Origin of the sequence: Anaerobranca gottschalkii DSM 13577, from assembly GCF_900111575.1 — a bacterium.
In the GTDB taxonomy this organism is placed as follows: Bacteria; Bacillota; Proteinivoracia; order Proteinivoracales; family Proteinivoracaceae; genus Anaerobranca; species Anaerobranca gottschalkii.
Genome location: NZ_FOIF01000008.1, coordinates 16,481 through 35,457, shown reverse-complemented (window position 1 = coordinate 35,457; position 18,977 = coordinate 16,481). Strand labels below are relative to the sequence as shown.

Annotated in this window: 23 protein-coding genes and 1 pseudogene; all 24 read left to right on the top strand. The window is 32.3% G+C overall.

Annotated elements, in window-relative coordinates; translation table 11 throughout:
• The 24 genes and pseudogenes from fliG to BMX60_RS03790 all read left to right on the top strand — a co-directional run bounded on the left by fliG (position 1) and on the right by BMX60_RS03790 (position 18,974).
• A complete protein-coding gene (gene fliG / locus BMX60_RS03905; protein WP_091349397.1) occupies positions 1 to 1,014 on the top strand; it encodes a flagellar motor switch protein FliG in 1,014 nt (337 codons plus the stop codon).
• Positions 1,007 to 1,702, top strand: coding sequence for a FliH/SctL family protein (locus BMX60_RS03900; RefSeq protein ID WP_091349395.1), 696 nt, complete (start codon positions 1,007 to 1,009; stop codon positions 1,700 to 1,702). Before fliG ends, BMX60_RS03900 begins: the two co-directional genes overlap by 8 nt.
• Complete coding sequence (gene fliI, locus BMX60_RS03895; RefSeq protein ID WP_091349392.1) at positions 1,695 to 3,005, top strand: flagellar protein export ATPase FliI; 1,311 nt, start codon at positions 1,695 to 1,697, stop codon at positions 3,003 to 3,005. Before BMX60_RS03900 ends, fliI begins: the two co-directional genes overlap by 8 nt.
• 16 nt (positions 3,006 to 3,021) lie before the next feature.
• Entirely contained in the window at positions 3,022 to 3,465 is a 444-nt protein-coding gene (gene fliJ, locus BMX60_RS03890) for a flagellar export protein FliJ (RefSeq protein ID WP_091349391.1), read from the top strand.
• The gene (locus BMX60_RS03885) at positions 3,466 to 4,002 is read left to right on the top strand and encodes a MotE family protein (RefSeq protein WP_091349389.1); all 537 of its coding nucleotides are present in this window, start codon (positions 3,466 to 3,468) and stop codon (positions 4,000 to 4,002) included.
• Positions 4,003 to 4,033: 31 nt separating this feature from the next.
• Positions 4,034 to 5,230 (top strand): flagellar hook-length control protein FliK, encoded by a 1,197-nt coding sequence (locus BMX60_RS03880; protein WP_091349387.1) that lies wholly within the window; start codon positions 4,034 to 4,036, stop codon positions 5,228 to 5,230.
• Between the two features lie 11 nt (positions 5,231 to 5,241).
• Positions 5,242 to 5,667 carry a flagellar hook capping FlgD N-terminal domain-containing protein gene (locus BMX60_RS03875; protein ID WP_091349385.1) on the top strand — a complete coding sequence of 142 codons (426 nt, stop codon included), beginning with the start codon at positions 5,242 to 5,244 and terminating at the stop codon, positions 5,665 to 5,667.
• Positions 5,651 to 6,016, top strand: coding sequence for a TIGR02530 family flagellar biosynthesis protein (locus BMX60_RS03870; RefSeq protein WP_091349383.1), 366 nt, complete (start codon positions 5,651 to 5,653; stop codon positions 6,014 to 6,016). Before BMX60_RS03875 ends, BMX60_RS03870 begins: the two co-directional genes overlap by 17 nt.
• An 89-nt stretch (positions 6,017 to 6,105) precedes the next feature.
• Positions 6,106 to 6,957 carry a flagellar basal body rod protein FlgG gene (gene flgG / locus BMX60_RS03865; protein ID WP_091349382.1) on the top strand — a complete coding sequence of 284 codons (852 nt, stop codon included), beginning with the start codon at positions 6,106 to 6,108 and terminating at the stop codon, positions 6,955 to 6,957.
• Between the two features lie 57 nt (positions 6,958 to 7,014).
• Complete coding sequence (locus BMX60_RS03860; protein ID WP_091349380.1) at positions 7,015 to 7,212, top strand: flagellar FlbD family protein; 198 nt, start codon at positions 7,015 to 7,017, stop codon at positions 7,210 to 7,212.
• A gap of 2 nt (positions 7,213 to 7,214) precedes the next feature.
• Positions 7,215 to 8,015 carry a flagellar motor protein gene (locus tag BMX60_RS03855; RefSeq protein WP_341422891.1) on the top strand — a complete coding sequence of 267 codons (801 nt, stop codon included), beginning with the start codon at positions 7,215 to 7,217 and terminating at the stop codon, positions 8,013 to 8,015.
• Complete coding sequence (locus BMX60_RS03850) at positions 8,002 to 8,721, top strand: OmpA family protein (protein WP_091349378.1); 720 nt, start codon at positions 8,002 to 8,004, stop codon at positions 8,719 to 8,721. The genes BMX60_RS03855 and BMX60_RS03850 overlap by 14 nt, the downstream gene beginning before the upstream one ends.
• 16 nt (positions 8,722 to 8,737) lie before the next feature.
• Complete coding sequence (locus BMX60_RS03845; RefSeq protein ID WP_091349376.1) at positions 8,738 to 9,199, top strand: flagellar basal body-associated FliL family protein; 462 nt, start codon at positions 8,738 to 8,740, stop codon at positions 9,197 to 9,199.
• A gap of 19 nt (positions 9,200 to 9,218) precedes the next feature.
• On the top strand, positions 9,219 to 10,211 hold the full coding sequence (gene fliM / locus BMX60_RS03840) for a flagellar motor switch protein FliM (protein WP_091349375.1): 993 nt from the start codon (positions 9,219 to 9,221) through the stop codon (positions 10,209 to 10,211).
• Positions 10,204 to 11,292 carry a flagellar motor switch phosphatase FliY gene (fliY, locus tag BMX60_RS03835; protein WP_177159687.1) on the top strand — a complete coding sequence of 363 codons (1,089 nt, stop codon included), beginning with the start codon at positions 10,204 to 10,206 and terminating at the stop codon, positions 11,290 to 11,292. The genes fliM and fliY overlap by 8 nt, the downstream gene beginning before the upstream one ends.
• Positions 11,293 to 11,317: 25 nt before the next feature.
• Positions 11,318 to 11,680, top strand: a complete 363-nt coding sequence (locus BMX60_RS03830) for a response regulator (RefSeq protein WP_091349372.1) — start codon at positions 11,318 to 11,320, stop codon at positions 11,678 to 11,680.
• A 1-nt stretch (position 11,681) separates the two neighbouring features.
• Positions 11,682 to 12,059, top strand: coding sequence for a FliO/MopB family protein (locus tag BMX60_RS03825; protein WP_091349370.1), 378 nt, complete (start codon positions 11,682 to 11,684; stop codon positions 12,057 to 12,059).
• A gap of 26 nt (positions 12,060 to 12,085) precedes the next feature.
• A complete protein-coding gene (gene fliP, locus BMX60_RS03820; RefSeq protein ID WP_091349436.1) occupies positions 12,086 to 12,814 on the top strand; it encodes a flagellar type III secretion system pore protein FliP in 729 nt (242 codons plus the stop codon).
• 12 nt (positions 12,815 to 12,826) lie between these two features.
• A complete protein-coding gene (gene fliQ / locus BMX60_RS03815) occupies positions 12,827 to 13,099 on the top strand; it encodes a flagellar biosynthesis protein FliQ (RefSeq protein ID WP_091349369.1) in 273 nt (90 codons plus the stop codon).
• Positions 13,100 to 13,101: 2 nt separating this feature from the next.
• A complete protein-coding gene (gene fliR / locus BMX60_RS03810; protein ID WP_091349367.1) occupies positions 13,102 to 13,881 on the top strand; it encodes a flagellar biosynthetic protein FliR in 780 nt (259 codons plus the stop codon).
• A 78-nt stretch (positions 13,882 to 13,959) separates the two neighbouring features.
• Positions 13,960 to 14,973: pseudogene (gene flhB, locus BMX60_RS03805) on the top strand (flagellar biosynthesis protein FlhB); the annotation flags it as partial.
• Positions 14,974 to 14,987: 14 nt separating this feature from the next.
• The gene (gene flhA, locus BMX60_RS03800; protein WP_091349366.1) at positions 14,988 to 17,030 is read left to right on the top strand and encodes a flagellar biosynthesis protein FlhA; all 2,043 of its coding nucleotides are present in this window, start codon (positions 14,988 to 14,990) and stop codon (positions 17,028 to 17,030) included.
• Complete coding sequence (flhF, locus tag BMX60_RS03795) at positions 17,027 to 18,136, top strand: flagellar biosynthesis GTPase FlhF (protein ID WP_091349364.1); 1,110 nt, start codon at positions 17,027 to 17,029, stop codon at positions 18,134 to 18,136. Before flhA ends, flhF begins: the two co-directional genes overlap by 4 nt.
• Entirely contained in the window at positions 18,129 to 18,974 is an 846-nt protein-coding gene (locus tag BMX60_RS03790; RefSeq protein ID WP_091349362.1) for a MinD/ParA family protein, read from the top strand. The genes flhF and BMX60_RS03790 overlap by 8 nt, the downstream gene beginning before the upstream one ends.
• Positions 18,975 to 18,977 lie beyond the last annotated feature (3 nt).

The window sequence follows — 18,977 nt, the reverse complement described above, 5'->3', positions numbered from 1 at the left end:
ATGTTAAGGCAACAAGGAATTTCAGGGAAAAAGAAAGCTGCAGTTTTGTTAATTAGTTTAGGACCTGAAGTTTCTGCAGAGATATTTAAACATTTAACCGATGAAGAAATCGAGCAACTTACCCTTGAAATTGCCAATGCCCGTAAGATTACCAACGAAGAAAGGGATGCCATTTTACAAGAGTTTCAAGAATTATGTATGGCTCAAGAAATTATTACCCAAGGTGGTATCCAGTATGCAAAGGAAGTTTTAGAACGGGCTTTAGGCAATCAAAAAGCTTTAGATATTATCAGTAGATTAACTGCTACTTTACAGGTTAAGCCCTTTGATTTTGTCAGGAAAGCAGATCCTCAACAATTATTAAATTATTTAGCTAATGAACATCCCCAGACTATAGCATTAGTCCTTTCCTTTTTGCAACCGGAACAAGGAGCCATTGTTTTATCTGGTTTATCTCCTGAAAAACAAAGTGATATTGTTAGGAGAATTGCTCAGATGGATCGAACATCACCGGAGGTTATTAGGGAAGTAGAGGGGATTTTAGAGCAAAAACTTTCTTCATTGTCAAATCAGGACTATACGAGGGCTGGAGGAATTGATGTTATTGTTGATATAATTAACAAAGTTGATCGAGGAACTGAAAAGACGATTTTTGAGAATTTAGAAATTGAAGATCCAGAACTGGCGGAAGAAATCCGGAGAAAGATGTTCGTCTTTGATGACATAATCAACCTCGATGATAGGGCAATACAAAGGGTTATAAGGGAAGTAAATAATCAAGAACTTGCTTTATCTTTGAAAATTGCTCCAGAACAGGTTTCAAATAAAATATTTAAGAATATGTCTAAACGTCAAGCTGAATTAATTAAAGAAGAAATGGAATATATGGGTCCAGTTCGTTTGAGGGATATAGAAGAAGCCCAACAAAAAATAGTTAATTTAATTAGAAAATTAGAAGACACTGGAGAAATTATTATCGCCCGTGGCGGGGGAGGGGATGAAATAATTGTCTAGAATAATCAAAGGAAATTTTGCTAAGGCAGTAGATTATAGGAAAATTGAAACATTAAAATTTCCATTAATCAAAGATAATAGAGAAAAAAATATTGAAGAATTGCCCCCCAGTATAGATTATGAAGAATTAATTCAGCAAGCTTTAAGGGAGAAGGAAGCTATTTTACAACAAGCACATCAAGAAGCCCAATATTTAAGGGAGCAAGGGATAGAAGAAGGTTTTCAAAAAGGTTATCAAGAAGGCTTTAATCAAGGGAAGGAAAGACTCCTTCAATTAGAGACAAGCTTTACTCAGCGTTTTAATAATTTGGTAGAGGAATTTAATTTATACAAAGAGAAAGCTTTGGAAGAAGCAAGTTCAGAAGTCCAGGAAATAGCTTTATATATTACTAAAAAGTTAATAGATCAACTAATAGTAGAAAAAGTTGATTTAATCATAGACCTTTATAAATTACTACTTCCTATGGTCTCAGATAAAAAAATAACTGAGATTGTTACAAATCCTCAGGATAATAATATACTGATAGAATACTTAAATTTTACCGGACAAGAAGGAATCAAAGTATCTTCATCCCAAGAAATCCCCAAAGGGTCAATTAAAATAATTACAGAACAGGGATATATAACCTATGATTTAAAAGAAAAGCTAGATGAGATTATTAAGGAATTGAGGATGTCAAATGCCTAGTAATCTGTTACATATTGATAAGATAAAAAAGAGAATAGATAATTTATCCCTTTTAAGACCAGTGGGAGTTATTGAAGAAATAGTAGGTTTAGTTATAAAGTGTAGAGGACCATGGGGTAACATAGGGGATACGTGTATTATACGAAATTCCAAGGGAAATGTAATTTACGGGGAAATAGTGGGATTTCAGCATAATACGACGTTAATAATGCCTTTAAGTGAAATATTCGACATAGGACCAGGTTGTAAGGTTGAATGTTTAGGTCATGGAATGAAAGTCTTAGTGGGAGAAAGTTTGCTAGGCAGAGTATTAAATGGATTGGGGCATCCCATTGATGATTTGCCATACCCTGATGATTTAACTCTATTTAATGTAATGAATTCCCCTCCTAACCCATTAACACGTCCGAGAATTACAGATATTTTACCAGTTGGAATTAAAGCTATTGATGGATTATTAACGGTAGGAAAAGGGCAAAGAATGGGAATTTTTGCAGGAAGTGGTGTTGGGAAAAGTACTTTGATGGGTATGATTGCAAGGAACACTCAAGCTGAGGTCAATGTTATAGCTTTAATTGGTGAAAGGGGTAGAGAGGTAAAGGATTTTATCGAAAGGGATTTAGGAGAAGAAGGGTTGAAAAGAAGTGTTTTAATAGTAGCAACTTCTGATCAACCTCCTTTGGTGAGATTAAAAGCAGCCTTTGTTGCTATGGCTATAGCTGAGTATTTTAGAGATAACAATAAAGACGTAATGTTGCTTATGGATTCTGTTACAAGGCTAGCTATGGCACAGAGGGAAATAGGATTATCTTTAGGGGAGCCTCCTACTAGTCGGGGTTATACACCATCAGTTTTTGCCCTTTTACCTAAATTATTTGAAAGATGTGGTACAAGTCACAAAGGAACTATAACAGGTTTTTTCACCGTTTTAGTTGATGGAGATGACTTTAATGAGCCTATAACCGATGCAGTTAGGGGGATATTAGATGGTCATATCTTTCTATCCCGTAAAATAGCTGCCCAAAACCATTATCCTGCTATCGATGTTCTCAATAGTATATCCAGACTAATGGCGGAAATAGTAACACCACAACATTTAAACTTTGCTGGTAATTTAAGAAAGCTGTTAGCAAACTACTATAATGCTGAAGATTTAATCAATATTGGAGCATATAAGACAGGGAGTAACAAAGATATCGATGAATCAATTAAAAAGATCAATAAAATCAGGGAATTTTTACAACAAAAGGTTGAAGAAAAATATTCCTTTAATGAAATAATGTCAAAGCTTGAAAGTATTTAATTTAAAAGGTGATAAAATGCAAAAGTTCCATTTTAAGCTCCAAAAACTTTTAGACTATAAAAAAATCTTACTTAATGAACAAGTAGCTAAAATTAGTACTTTAACTAAAGAAATAAGTGATTGCCAAAAAAAAATCGATGATATAAATGGAAGAATAATAACTCTATCAAAAGTCACTTGTGAAAAAAACAAGATAGTTACAGGACACTTCTTATTTATTCATAAAAGGTATATTAATGATTTAAAAGCTTTGATGAATAACTTAGTTAGACAGAAAGCATTATTAGAAAATAATTTGCAACAGGCAAAGGATAAAGCAATTTCTTTGGAAAAGGAATATAAAACTATTAATACATTAAAGGAAAAGAAGTTTGAGGAATATAAGAAAGAATTATTATACCAGGAGCAAACAATCCTTGATGATTTAGTGATAAGCAGGAAGTTTTTAGGAGGGGCTTAGATGATTAGTATTCCAAGAATAAAAGCGATCTTTTATATTGTATTAGTTCCCCTTTTGATAGGATCTGTAATTTTTACTTTATTAGCAGGTAGTCTAGGGATTATTAAAGTTCCTTTTTTAAAATTTACAGATCATAATGAGCAGATAGAAGAGTTAAATAAGCAAATTTCAAACTATGAAGATACTATCACTTCTCTACGAAAAATTATAGAAAATCAAAAAGAAGAAATTACTAAGATTAAACAAGAATACTTGAAAAAAGAACAGGAATTATTAAGTAGAGAAAGGGAATTAAAAGAATTTGAATTACAATTAAAAGAAAGGGAAGAAAATTTAAAGTCTGAAGAAGAGAGGTTAGAAAATTTAGCAAAAAACTTGACAACCATGCGGGCGAAGGATGCAGCAGCTATTTTAACCCATATGCCAGATGAGGAAATAATTAAGATTTTTAATTTCATGACTTCTCAAAAAGTATCAGAAATACTATCTGCTTTAGATAGTCAACGGGCTGCAGCCTTAATCCTTAAAATGATGTAATATCTTTTAATTTAGAAAGGAGGTGAAGTTTGTGAAGGTAGAATTTGAAACATTACAGCTCTTTTTTCCATTAGATAAAAAGGAGAATGAAGAAGAGATTTTTGATTTATCCTTTTTAGCTGTTTTTCAACAGCAATTAGACCAACCTTTACAACAATTAGAATTAGAACCCTTACAACAATTAGAATTAGAACCCTTACAACAATTAGAATTAGAACCCTTACAACAATTAGAATTAGAACCCTTACAACAATTAGAATTAGAACCCTTACAACAATTAGAAATATTAGAGTCTGTAAAAGAACCCTTTTCCTTACCAAAACCAGAGTATAATTTAAAAACAGACAATAATCTATCAGACAATGATCTTATTTTAAAGTATTTAGAAATAGATCAATACAAAGAAATTAAATTTGAAAAACAATTTGACGGAATCAATTTAAATCTACATAACAAAGATAATTTTTCTGAAAAAGGTATACCGACTTTTATTGAAAATAGCCTTAAAGAAAATTTGAATAATAATTTATTGGGTGTTTTAAATCAACCAATAAGTATTAATGGAACTGAAAAGTTAAAAATGGATTCTAATGTTCAAGTAGGTTGGCAAAAGTTTAAAACAGGTCTCTTTTATCGAAGTGAAGGGAATATTAAGGAAGTTATTAATAATACAAAAGTTGTAAGAGTTGAAGGTGAAAGTTCTAAAGATATTATTAACACTGATTTTCCAAACAGTATTAATGAAATGATGACAGATTTTCCTCAAAATTCCCTTGATGTAGATTCTTTCAACATCCAAGATAATTTTCAAACTTTATTTCAATCATCAGTGGAACTTTTAAATCGAGATTTCCAAATTATTAAAGAAAAAGGGACAACAAAAACTACAATCAAGCTTCATCCAGAAGAATTAGGGGAAGTAAAAATCCATCTTTCCTTAGATAAAGGGATATTGAACATTAAAATAGTAGCATCAGAACAATTAGGATTTAATTATTTAAGGGATAATGAACAAGAACTACAACAAAGGCTTACTAACAACTCCTTTGAATTTGAACAAGTTAACTTAGAATTTGTTATGGATGATTATAGAGGAAATGAGGATAAGGGAAGAAAAGAACACCAAGTTTTAAGTCAGTTTAAGTTTAATGTTAAAGAATTAGAAGATTTAGAGTTACCCCAACAAATATCTGATTTAATCACAACTAAATACAATTATAAGGTTTAGGAGGTGAATAAATGAAAATTCAATCAAGCTATGTCACTAACTTTCAAAAAGTGAATGAAACAGGAACTCTTACACAAGGGGATTTCTTAAAGGTTTTAGTAGCCCAGCTCAGGTATCAAGACCCCCTTTCACCGACTAACGATAAAGAGTTTATGGCTCAAATGGCACAATTTAGTGCTTTAGAACAAATGGTTAATTTAAATAACAATTTTTCTAAAATGTTCTACCTCTTAGGAGTAGGTTTTGATTCTGTAAATGCTTTTAACTTAGTAGGTAAGTTTGTAGAAATTCAAACTGGAGATCACACTATTTCCGGATTAGTAGATAAAGTATTGCAAAAAGGTGGAGAATTTTTTGTTGAAGTAAATTCTAGACAATATAAATTAACAGAGATTATCTCAGTGGCTAGGGGGGACGAAAATGACAAAGATCATTAACCCTCAATTGTTACCTTATAATCAACAAAAGGTTAAATTAGTTAATTCAACTATTAAATCTGAAAATTTTAAAACTGTTTTTCAACAAGAGCTAGCTAATTTAACAATCTCAAAACATGCCAATGGAAGGTTGGAAAAAAGGGGAATTAATTTAGATGCCATAGAATTGGCAAAACTTAATTTGGCAATGGACAAGCTTAAAGAAAAAGGAAGTAAAGATTCTTTAGTGTTAGTAAATGGCAATGCTTATATAGTAAATCCTCAAAAACGGGTAATTATCACTGCCATAGACAAGGATAATTTAAAGGAAAAAATTTTTACAGAAATTGATAGTGCCTTAATACTTTAATCAGCTGGACCTTTATAGGAAGCTGAGTAGGTATGGATCGACAGAAATACCTACAGGTTTAACAAATAATAAATTGAAGGAGGATATTAATGTTAAGGTCATTATTTTCAGGTGTAAGTGGTTTGAGGAATCACCAAACGAGAATGGATGTTATTGGTAATAACATCGCCAATGTCAATACATTAGGATATAAAACTAGCCAAGTTAATTTTAAAGATATATTTAGCCAAACATTAAAAGGTGCTTCTGCACCAACAGGTGGTAGAGGAGGAACAAACCCAATGCAAGTGGGTTTAGGGGTATCCATCGCTAACATATCGGTAAACCATACCCAAGGGAGTTTACAATCAACAGGGAGAATAACTGATTTAGGTATTGAAGGAGATGGATTTTTTATAGTTTCTATTGGAGACGAAAAGTACTATACTAGGGCAGGTAATTTTGAATTAGACAGTGAGGGTTACTTAGTATCTGCCACCAATGGTTACTATCTACTAAGGGGAGATATTCCTTTAGATGATGATGATAATCCTCTGTATACTACATTAGACGAAGTGCCAAATGATGAAAGGCGTATTCAAATTCCGTCTGATGCCATTTTTATTATTGACCAAGCTGGTGATGTCAACATAGTAAATGATGATGGAAGTTTAACTAAAATTGCCACAATAGGTTTAGCTAAATTTAATAACCCAGGAGGACTTTTAAAAACCGGTGATAACTTATATGTTCCTTCAAATAACTCTGGAGTAGCATTAGAAGGTATTCCAGGTGAAAATGGTTCAGGAAGTATTATGCCAGGTACTTTAGAAATGTCTAATGTGGACTTAGCTCAAGAGTTTACTGATATGATAATAACTCAAAGGGGATTTCAAGCTAATTCAAGGATAATTACTGTATCTGATGAAATTTTAAATGAATTGATAAACCTTAAAAGGTAGATAAAATTTATACATCCCCACATCTTGTGGGGATGTAGATAAAAAAAGGTGATTAAAATGATCCAAGTAACTAGATTAAATAATAAGAAATACTATGTGAATTGTGATTTGATTGAGATTATTGAAAGTACTCCTGATACAGTTATAACTCTCACTAATGGTAAAAAATTTGTAGTTAAAGAAAGCTGTGAAGAAGTAGTAAATAAAGTGGTAAAATTTAAAAGACGTATTCATCGACCTGAGAGAGAGGTGTAATTATGCTGGATTTATCAACAATAATTGGACTTGTTAGTGGTATTGTCCTATTTTTGGTTGCCTTAAGGGCTGGAGGGCCTTTAGGAACATTTTACTCGACTTCTTCCTTGTTAATAGTTTTAGGTGGGACAATTAGTGCAGCTATAATTAGTTATCCTTTGGAACAGATAAAACAGATGGTAAAAACTATTAAAAAAACGATAAGTAAAAACAACTTTTCTTCAAGTGAAATTATTAGCCTTATGGTTAGATTTTCAGAAAAGGCAAGGCGGGAAGGCTTACTTTCACTAGAAGATGAAATAACAGAAATAGAAGATAATTTTATTAAAAAAGGTGTACAACTGGTTGTAGATGGTACTGATCCTGAATTAGTTAGAAATATCTTAGAAACAGAACTTGCCTTTTTAGAAGATAGACATAAGTTAGGTAGAGGATTATTTGAGACTATGGGTTCCTATGCTCCAGCCTTCGGAATGGCGGGAACTTTAATTGGTCTGATTAGGATGTTAGAAAATCTAGATAATCCAGAAACCATTGGCCCAGGGCTAGCAGTAGCTTTAATAACAACTTTTTATGGCGTAATTTTAGCTAATCTTTTCTTTAACCCTTTAGCTGCAAAATTAAAAGTGAAAAGTAGTGAAGAAATTTTGCTCAAGGAAGTTGTTATTGAGGGTTTATTATCAATCCAAGCTGGGGAAAACCCAAGGATTGTTGAAGAAAAACTGAAAGCCTTTTTAGCTCCTAGCGATAGGGAAAATTTAAGAAATAAAAAAGCTGGAGATGAATTAGATGAGGCGGCGTAAAATTCAAGAAGAAAGTAGTAGTCAACATAATTGGCTATTAACATATAGTGATGTTATTACTTTGGTTTTATGTATGTTTGTCATGTTGTATTCCTTTTCAACTATAGATATGCAAAAGTTTCAACAATTAGTAGCTTCATTGAATCAAAGCTTATCTGGAGTTTTAGATGGAGGAAAAATAATAGATATAAATGATCTAGATAATTTACCAATAGACGATGATGAAGATCAAGATCAAAAGGATCAAGATGATGAATTGTTAGAGACTTACCAACAGCTCGTAGGTTTAATAAAGGAATATGGCTTAGAAGATAGTATTTATGTCGGTATAGAGACAAAGGGAATAGAAATAAGGTTTAAAGATAGTATACTTTTTGATTCAGGTAAAGCAGATTTAAAACCCAGTGCCTTTGAGCTGCTCAATAAGTTAACTTTAATTTTACAAAAAATAGATAACGAAATTTTAGTTGAAGGTCATACTGATAATATTCCAATAAATACCCTTATTTTCCCTTCAAACTGGGAATTATCTGCGGGAAGGGCAATTTCTGTAGTAAAATATTTTGTAGATCAAGGGATTTCTCCTAATAGGTTAGGAGCTTTAGGTTATGGAGAATATCGCCCTATTGCGACAAACAAAACAAGGGAAGGAAGGCTAGCAAATAGAAGGGTGAATATAATAGTTCTGCGGTCTACTGTAAATTAGGAAAAGGAGAGAGGTTATGGAAAAAGAATATACATTGTTCAACTTGAGTTTCTTAATCATAGTAGGTCTTATTTTAATTGTATTGTCAGCCTCAATATCTTATATAGTTGCAACGAGATTAGTTTTACCTAAAAACAATGGTGAAGTTCCTAATGATAAGGATATTGTTGATTTTACAGGAATAACTTACAATTTAGGTACTTTCACCACTGATTTAAGGGATACTAACAGGACTAGGATAATAAAAGTTGATATCTATATTGAATTAGAGGATAAAAAAGCTGTTCAACAAATTGAAGAAAGGAAAATACAGCTTCAAGATAAAATTATAACAATTTTAAGATCAAAAAGTGCTGAAGAATTAAAAGGAAATGAAGGAAAACAAATGTTAAGTGACGAAATAAAAATAGGGTTAGAAAAATTTTTGTCTTATAAAATTATCAATGTCTATTTTAATGAATTTATCATAGCCCAATAAAGGTAAGGGAGGTGGTCAGGTGTCTGAAGTTTTATCTCAATCAGAAATAGATGCACTACTTTCAGCTTTATCTTCTGGAGAAATTGATGTAGAAGAGGTTAAAAAAGAGGAAACAAAAACTAAAATTAGGGTTTATGATTTTAGACGACCTAACAAGTTCTCAAAGGATCAGACAAGAACTTTACAAATGATCCACGAAAACTTTGCCCGCCTAATCACTTCTTATTTATCAGCTAATTTACGGAGTGTAGTCCAGGTTAGTGTGGCTTCCGTTGATCAAACAACCTATGAAGAATTTATCAGGTCAGTACCTAACCCAACTATAATTAATCTATTTTCCATCAATTCAGGGGAAGGGCAAGCACTACTTGAAATTAACCCTAGTATTGCTTATACAATTATAGATAGATTACTCGGTGGTCCAGGGAAAACTATTAAAGACTCACGTCCCTTATCAGAAATTGAACAGAGAATTATTAAGTTGGTAACAGATAGAATATTAACAAACTTAAATGAAGCATGGCTTAATGTAACTAATTTAAAAGCTAAAACTACCAAAATTGAAACAAATCCCCAATTTTTGCAAATTGTCTCACCTAATGAAACCGTTGCAGTAATCGTTTTTAAAGTAGTCTTAGGGGAAAGTGAAGGTTTTATGAATATCTGTATACCGTATATATCTATTGAATCTATGATAGATAAATTAAATGCCCATTTTTGGTTTTCCCAATCTATCAAGAAAATACCAGAAAACCAAGCTAATGTAGAAGCAGGTTTGAAAAAATCTTATTTACCTATAGCAGTAGAGCTAGGTAAAGCAACTATTACTATAAAAGATATGTTAGAATTACAAGTTGGTGATGTAATCACTTTAGACCAGCTTACCACAGAACCATTGTTCGTTAAAGTTCAAGATAAAGTTAAATTTTTAGGTACTGTGGGATTATTAAAAAATAAATTAGCAGTACAAATTACAGAAACTATAGCAGAAGAGGAGTGGGATTATGAGTGATATCTTAACTCAAGAAGAAATAGATGCATTATTATCGGCAGATAGTAGCAAAAGTGAAGAAGTGACTTTGACTGAATGGGAGAAGGATGCTATAGGTGAAATAGGTAACATATCTTTTGGTTCTGCTGCTACAAGTCTCTCAAACTTGTTAAACCAAAGGGTGGAAATAACAACACCTTATGTAGAGTTAACTACAAAAAAGAAAATTTCTGAAGATCATCCTGTTCCTTGTTTAGTAGTTGAAGTAAGTTATACTGAAGGATTACATGGAGCAAATGTCTTGATAATTCAACAAAGGGATGCTAAAATTATTGCGAATTTATTGATGGGGGGAGATGGAAACTTAGAATCTGATGAACTTACAGAACTTGATATCAGTGCAGTATCTGAGGCTATGAATCAAATGATGGGTGGGGCTGCTACTGCCTTGTCAACTATTTTTGGGACAATGGTCAATATTTCACCGCCAATAACCAAGACATTAGACCTTTCTCAAAGTTCTATCAATGGAATATTGTCTAGTGAAGAGTTAGTGGTAAAAGTAGCCTTTAGAATGGTAGTTGGTAATTTAATTGATAGTGTAATAATGCAAATACTTCCAATAAACTTCTTTAAAGAATTGGTGGGTAGGTTATCTGAACCACAACCTGAGGAGGTATCTAAAGGTGTGAAAGATAAAAATATAAATAATAATACCCAAGGATCAATAGAAAAGGATAGAAACCAAGAGATTCAGCAAAGGGATATTTTAGAGCAAAGGCAAATTCAATATCAAAAAGCTCAATTTTCTGAATTACAGCCAGTGGAAGTTGGACAACATAGCCATAATATAGGGCTAATTATGGATGTTCCACTGGAAATAACAGTGGAATTAGGAAGAACTAAGAAAAAAATTAAAGATATTCTTTCCCTTGGGACAGGCTCTATAATAGAATTAGAAAAAATGGCGGGAGAACCTGTGGAAATATTAGCCAACGGAAAGGTGATTGCCAAAGGAGAAGTAGTAGTAATTAATGAAAATTTTGGAGTTAGAATAACTAGTATTTTGACACCTATTGAAAGGGTACAAAATTTACAATAAATACAGCTAAATGGAGGTAGAGATAATGAGTAAAAAAATTATGATTGTAGATGATGCAGCTTTTATGAGAATGATGATTAAAGATATTTTAGTTAAAAATGGTTATGAGGTAGTTGGAGAAGCGGCCAATGGTGTTGAAGCTGTGGAAAAATATAAGGAGTTAAAGCCAGATTTAGTTACAATGGATATTACAATGCCGGAAATGGATGGAGTAACTGCCCTAAAAGAAATCAAAAAAATTGATCCTAACGCAAAGGTTATAATGTGTTCTGCAATGGGTCAGCAGGCTATGGTTATAGATGCTATCCAGTCAGGAGCCAAAGATTTTATCGTTAAACCATTTCAGAATGATAGGGTAATAGAAGCTGTTAGAAAAGCGGTTGGTTAAAATGGGTAATCAAATTAAGTATATGTTTCAAGGTTTTCTGTTCGTACTAATATTTCTTGGTATATTAGTACTTACATATTACGCTTTAAGATTTATCAATAAAAAAATGAGTATATCTTCTAATAATACAATGGAAGTGATTAGCGGACTGCCTTTAAGTCAAAATAAAGGAATTTATATAATTAGAATTCTAACAAATTATTACATTGTGGGATTAGGAGATCAAATAACTTTACTCTCTCAAATTACTGATGAACAAGAATTAGAAATTTTAAAAAATATACAAAGTGGGGGAGAAAGTATAGGTACAGATTTTGCTAAAACTTTATCAGAACAATTTTCTAAGTTTTCAAATAGTACCAGGGGAGAGGACCAGTGAAGAATAAATTATTTATTCATTTAGTAATGTTATTGATATTGATTTCCCTATCTACAACTGTTCATGCTGCTGGAAAAAACTACGCTTTGCCTACATTAGAAATCGGGGTAACTGATTCTGAAGAACCTGAGCAAGTGGCTACAAGTATTAGAATTCTTTTCATTTTGACCATTCTTTCCTTAGCTCCTGCTATTTTAATTTTAATGACCTCTTTTACTAGAACTGTAATAGTTTTATCCTTTATCCGTAACGGTTTAGCAACCCAGCAAATGCCTCCTAATCAGGTATTGATTGGTTTAGCACTATTTATTACTTTTTTTGTTATGGCACCAACTTGGAATCAAGTTAATGATAAGGCTTTACAACCCTATCTAAATGGAGAGTTAAGTCAAGATGAGGCTATCCAAGCAGGATTAGAACCTATCAGAGAATTTATGTTTAAATATACAAGGGAAAAGGATATCGCCCTTTTCTTGAATTATAGTGAAATAGAAGAACCAGAAACCCAAGATGATGTACCCACTTTAGTACTAATACCTGCTTTTGTAATAAGTGAACTTAAAACTGCCTTTCAAATCGGATTTATAATATTTATCCCTTTTTTAGTTATTGATATGGTTGTTGCCAGCACCTTGATGTCCATGGGTATGATGATGCTTCCACCAGTGATGATATCATTACCTTTTAAAATTTTACTATTTGTATTGGCAGATGGTTGGAACCTAGTAATTAGGTCTCTACTCCATAGTTTTTAAGGGGTGAAGGGAATGAGTCCAGATTTTATAATTGATCTAGGTAAAGAGGCTTTGATGATGATATTGTTGTTAGCAGCACCAATGTTAGGTATAGGTTTGGCAGTGGGGTTGCTTATCAGTATTTTTCAAGCTACCACCCAAATTCAAGAACAAACCCTCACCTTTATACCTAAAATTATTGCCGTATTACTTTCAATACTATTTTTCGGCCCATGGATGTTAAACCTAATTGTAGATTTTACAGTTAATTTATTTTCTAATATACCAAACATAATAGGGATGTAATTATGGAACTATATAATATTATTAACGATCATTTCTATACTTTTATTTTATTGACAGTTAGGTTTACAGGACTTTATTTAGGCTCCCCTATCTTCGGTGGGAGAAATATACCTAATCAAGTTAAAATAGCTTTGGCATTGATTTGCAGTTTAATAATAACACCTTTACATAGTGTGGGAATAACAATAGAACAAATAGATCTCTCAATAATATTATTAGGTATAAAAGAGTTAGTAGTAGGATTAGTTATTGGTTATATTGCGATGTTAACTTTTACTGCCATTCAATTTGCAGGCCAGTTCATAGATGTCCAAATGGGTTTTGGGATTGTAAATGTAGTAGATCCCCAGTTTGGCAATCCTATACCAATCATAGGTAATTTTAAATATATCATTGCAATACTACTCTTCTTAACTGTTAATGGCCATCATTTATTGATAGATGCCCTTTTTAAAAGCATTGAACTGGTTCCGATAGGAACAATAACTTTTGGAGATAATGTAATAATTTATATATTTGGATTATTTGTTAGATTATTTTTAATTAGTTTACAGGTAGGTCTACCAATTATTGGAACACTATTTATTGTAGATGTAGGATTGGGAATCGTTGCAAGGACTGTACCTCAAATGAATGTTTTTGTAGTTGGTATCCCCTTAAAGATTTTAGTAGGTTTTACAATTATTATCATGATTTTCCCTTTATATATAAGAATGTTACTGTCGTTATTTGAGGTATTACATGCTAATATCTATAAATTTATTCAGATATTAGGGGGATAAATCCATGACCTTTGAATTTAATCTTCAGCTATTTTCTCAGGAAAAAACAGAAAAGGCTACCCCTAAAAAAGGCAAGAGGCGAGAAAAAAAGGTCAGGTTCTAAAGTCTCCGGAAGTTAGTTCAGCCTTAGTATTACTAATAGCCTTTGTTATTCTAAGAATCTGGATCCCCTTTATTTTCGAAAGGATAATAGGTTTAATTGAGTATGTATTAATTTATTATTTTACAGAAGAAATTACTATTCATTGGACAGGCAGGCTGTCTTTACTAATATTTGAAGAATTTTTAATACTCTTTGGACCTGTAGGATTTGGAGTATTATTGATTGGAATAACTGCTAATTATATCCAAGTAGGACCGTTATTTACCATTGAACCATTAAAAATGAAATTAAGTAGAATCAATCCAATTGAAGGATTTAAAAGACTGTTTTCTAAAAGAAGTATAGTTCAGTTATTAAAATCACTATTGAAAATTGGAGCCATAGGTTATATGGTCTATATAAATATTAAAAAACATATAAGAAATATCCCTAATATAATGGAAATGGATTTATTGACAATTATTTCTACCATTGGTTCTACAGTATTCTCCTTAGCAATCTACAGTGGAGCTGTTATGATATTTGTCGCTATATTAGACTATTTCTATAGTTGGTGGGAATATGAAAATAATCTAAAAATGAGTAAACATGAGATTAAAGAAGAGTACAAACAAATGGAAGGTGATCCACAAATCAGGGGAAAAATCAAAGAAAGGCAAAGGTTATTGGCAAGTCGAAGGATGATGCAAGAAATTCCTAAAGCTGATGTGGTTATCACTAACCCTACCCACTTTGCTGTAGCACTGAAGTATGACATTAACTCTGGACAAGCTCCTATTGTTATAGCAAAAGGACAGGATCTAATTGCTCAACAAATTAAAGAAATTGCTAAAGAACATGATATAGTTTTGTATGAAGATGTTCACTTAGCTAGAAGCCTTTACAAAGCTGTGGAAATAGGTGAACCTATCCCCTTTGAGTTTTTTAAAGCGGTGGCAGAAGTCTTAGCATATGTTTATAAAGTTAAAGGAAAAGTTGTTAATCTATAGTAGGAGAGGGTACCATGAACAAATTTGGTGAATATAGTTTTGTTGTATTAGTAATATTTATTGTAATAATGATGATTATACCTATACCCACTATGCTGCTAAATTTATTGCTAATTTTAAATATATCATTGGCTTTAACAATTTTATTAGTTACTATGTACGTCAAGGAGCCATTAGAATTCTCAATATTTCCATCGGTATTGTTAGTAACAACATTATTCCGCTTAGCTCTAAACGTTTCTTCTACAAGATTAATACTCTTAAATGGTTATGCCGGGGAAGTAATTGAAGCTTTTGGTAATTTTGTTATCGGTGGAAATGTAGCAGTAGGATTGATAATTTTCATTATTTTGGTAATCATTCAATTTATTGTAATTACTAAAGGTTCAGAAAGGGTAGCAGAAGTGGCAGCCCGTTTTACTTTAGATGCTATGCCGGGAAAGCAAATGGCCATTGATGCTGATTTAAATGCAGGTTTAATCAATGAGCAACAAGCAAGGGAAAGAAGGAAGATTATTGAAAGGGAAGCGGATTTTTATGGTGCAATGGATGGTGCCAGTAAATTTGTTAAAGGAGATGCTATAGCAGGGATTATTATTACATTTATTAACATTGTTGGGGGATTGGCCCTTGGTGTCCTCTCTTTTAACTTAACTATTGGTGAAGCTGCGCAAAAATATTCCCTATTATCTGTGGGGGATGGTCTGGTAAGTCAAATTCCAGCCCTTTTAATTTCAACTTCCACAGGTATTATGGTTACTAGGGCTGCTTCTGAAAGTAACTTAGGTGATGATGTAATAAGCCAATTATTTAAAAATCCTAAGGTAATGTACATTATTGCAGTTATATTAGTTATTCTCGGTATTTTCCCAGGATTACCAACTTTTAATTTTTTAATTATGTCTCTCTTTTTTACTATTATCGGCTACTTTTCCGCTAAAAAAGTTAGTGAACTGGAACTTATAGAAAGGGAGAAGGAAGTAACAGCAACAACTGAAGATATTGACTCTAGTAGCCCAGAAATGGTGTATAATATGTTGCAAGTTGACCCCTTAGAGTTAGAGTTTGGCTATGGACTTATAGCTTTATTTGATAAAGACCAGGGGGGCGACCTATTAGATAGAGTTGTTATGATAAGAAGACAATTGGCGGTAGATTTAGGAATGGTTGTACCTATAATTAGGATACGGGATAATATCCAACTTCCAGCAAATGACTACTTAATTAAAATAAAGGGGGTAGAAGTATCCCAAGGAACTGTATATCCAAATAAATTAATGGCCTTGGACCCAGGAACTGTTACTGAAACTATAAAAGGAGAAGAAACTATTGAGCCAGCTTTTGGGTTACCTGCCCTATGGATAGGAACTAATGAAAGGGAAAATGCAGAAAATAAAGGCTATACTGTTGTAGACCCTCCGTCGATAATTGCCACCCACTTGACAGAGGTTATCAAAAACCATGCCCATGAATTATTGGGAAGACAAGAAGTCAAAGCATTATTAGATAATCTAAAGAAGACTAATTCGGCAGTAGTAGAAGAGTTAGTTCCATCGATATTAACATTGGGAGATGTTCAAAAAGTTTTAGCAAATCTTTTACGGGAAGGTATCAGTATTAAAAATTTACCAACAATACTAGAAATATTAGCAGATTACGGGTCACTAATTAAAGATCCTGATACATTGACAGAATATGTTAGACAAGGATTATCGCGGCAAATTTCAAGTTATTTAAAAGGGTATGGTACACCACTACCAGCAATAACCTTAGATGGATCAATAGAGCAGTTAATAAGTGATTCTATTCAAAGGACAGAACATGGAAATTATTTATCTATTGATCCAATGAACACCCAAAGGATAATTGAGAGATTAAGGGAGGTTTATGAAGATTCCTTAACTCAAGGTTACAATCCTGTAGTAATTACAGCCCCTTTAGTTAGATTGTATTTTAAACGTTTGGTAGAAAACAGTTTCCCCCATTTAGTGGTAATTTCATATAATGAACTTGATTCGAAGTTAGAAGTGCAAATTATCGGGACGGTGAAATTATGAGAATTAGAAAATACATAGTAAATAAAATAGATGAAGCTAAACCACAGATTATTAGAGATTTAGGAAAAGATGCTATCATAATTCATACTAATAAAATTCGGGCTAAAGGAATAAAAGGTTGGTTTGGAAAACATTATTTTGAAATTCTCGCCGCTGCCGATGAAAAGAGCCAGAGGGAAAATCTTAAACCACAACCTAACAGACAACCTACTCCTCCTTTGGAAACTAAAAATAGTGAACTTGAAGAAATCAAGGAACAATTACTAGAGAATCAAAAATTATTAAATAATGTTTTAGATGGTTTAGAACACATACCATCCCACTTTCCCCCAGTATATAGTAAGATCTATAAATTTCTTATAAATGAGGGGATTAGTCAAGAGAAGGCTAAAAAATTAGTAAACAAATTACGGGAAAAGGGCCAAGAAAATGATTTGATCCAATCTCTGAAAAAAATAATGCTAAAGGAAATACAGCCAATTTTAGAAAAAGGAGTAATTCCTAATGAAAATAAGGTTTTTAGGTTTGGTTTGGTAGGACCAACTGGGGTTGGTAAAACCACAACAATAGCTAAATTAGCTGCCCATTCATCATTAAATGAAAGGAAATCTTTAGGTTTAATTACTTTAGATAATTTCCGGATAGCAGCTGCGGAACAGTTAAAAGTTTATGGTAATATCCTCGATGTCCCAGTTTATGTAGCTAATAATTTAGAAGAATATGAACTTGCCCTTAAAAGGTTAAATGATAAACAACGGATCTATGTAGATACAGCTGGAAGGAGCCACAAAAATCTTAAGGAATTACAAGAATTAAAAAAATATTTTGATAAACTTTCCTTAGATTATGTCTTTTTAGTTTTAAGTGTAACTACCCAGATCGATGACTTGATACCTATATACAAAACATTTAGCCTTTTTAATCCAACAGGTCTAATCTTAACAAAATTAGATGAAGTTGATCGTTATGGTAACCTTTATAATATAATTACCCATTTTAAGAAGCCTATTTACTACTTTACCACAGGGCAAAATGTTCCAGATGATATAGAAGTATTAACTGCTGAAGATATCATAGATAAAATTCTAGGTGGTTATCATGCATGATCAAGCGGAAAAATTAAGGTTACTTAAATCAAAGGTAGAAAAAGGGTTTAAGGAACCGGAAGTAATAACCATTACCAGTGGTAAAGGTGGAGTAGGGAAGAGTAATACTAGTGTTAATTTAGCCCTTGCCTTAGGAGAGTTAGGAAAAAAGGTTTTGTTAGTAGATGTCGACTTAGGCTTAGGGAACACAGATCTTTTATTAGGTGTTTATCCCAAATATAATCTTTTTGATTATTTTAAGAATAATATCCAATTATCTGAGTTGATTTTTCCTGTAAATGAAAATGTAGATTTATTAGCTGGAGGTTCTGCATTATCAGATGAAGAAATGTTAGAAAAAATTAATCCTAATACATTAAGGGCTGACTTACAAACACTAATGGGATATGACTATATATTATTTGACACTGGAGCTGGGATTAATAGAAACGTTACATATTTTGCTTTATCGGCAGATCAAGTAATTTTAGTAACTACCCCTGAACCTACAGCCATAACCGATGCATATGCATTATTAAAAACTTTATACGGGAAAAAGCATAATATCAAAATAAATATTCTCGTTAATAGAGCAGCTGATTTTGCTGAGGGGGAGTATATTGCCAATAAACTAATTAAAGTAGCCTATAATTTTCTAAAATCAACTCCTAATTTTTTAGGCTTTATTACAGATGATAAACATGTTCAACAGGCGGTAAAACTACAAAAACCCTATATAACTTTATATCATCAATGTACTGCCTCCAAAGATGTAAAGAGAGTCGCCAATAAAATTTTAGGAAAACAGGAATATAAGGAAAGAAAAGGGCTGTTTAATATATTTAGGTTATTTAAATAGTTA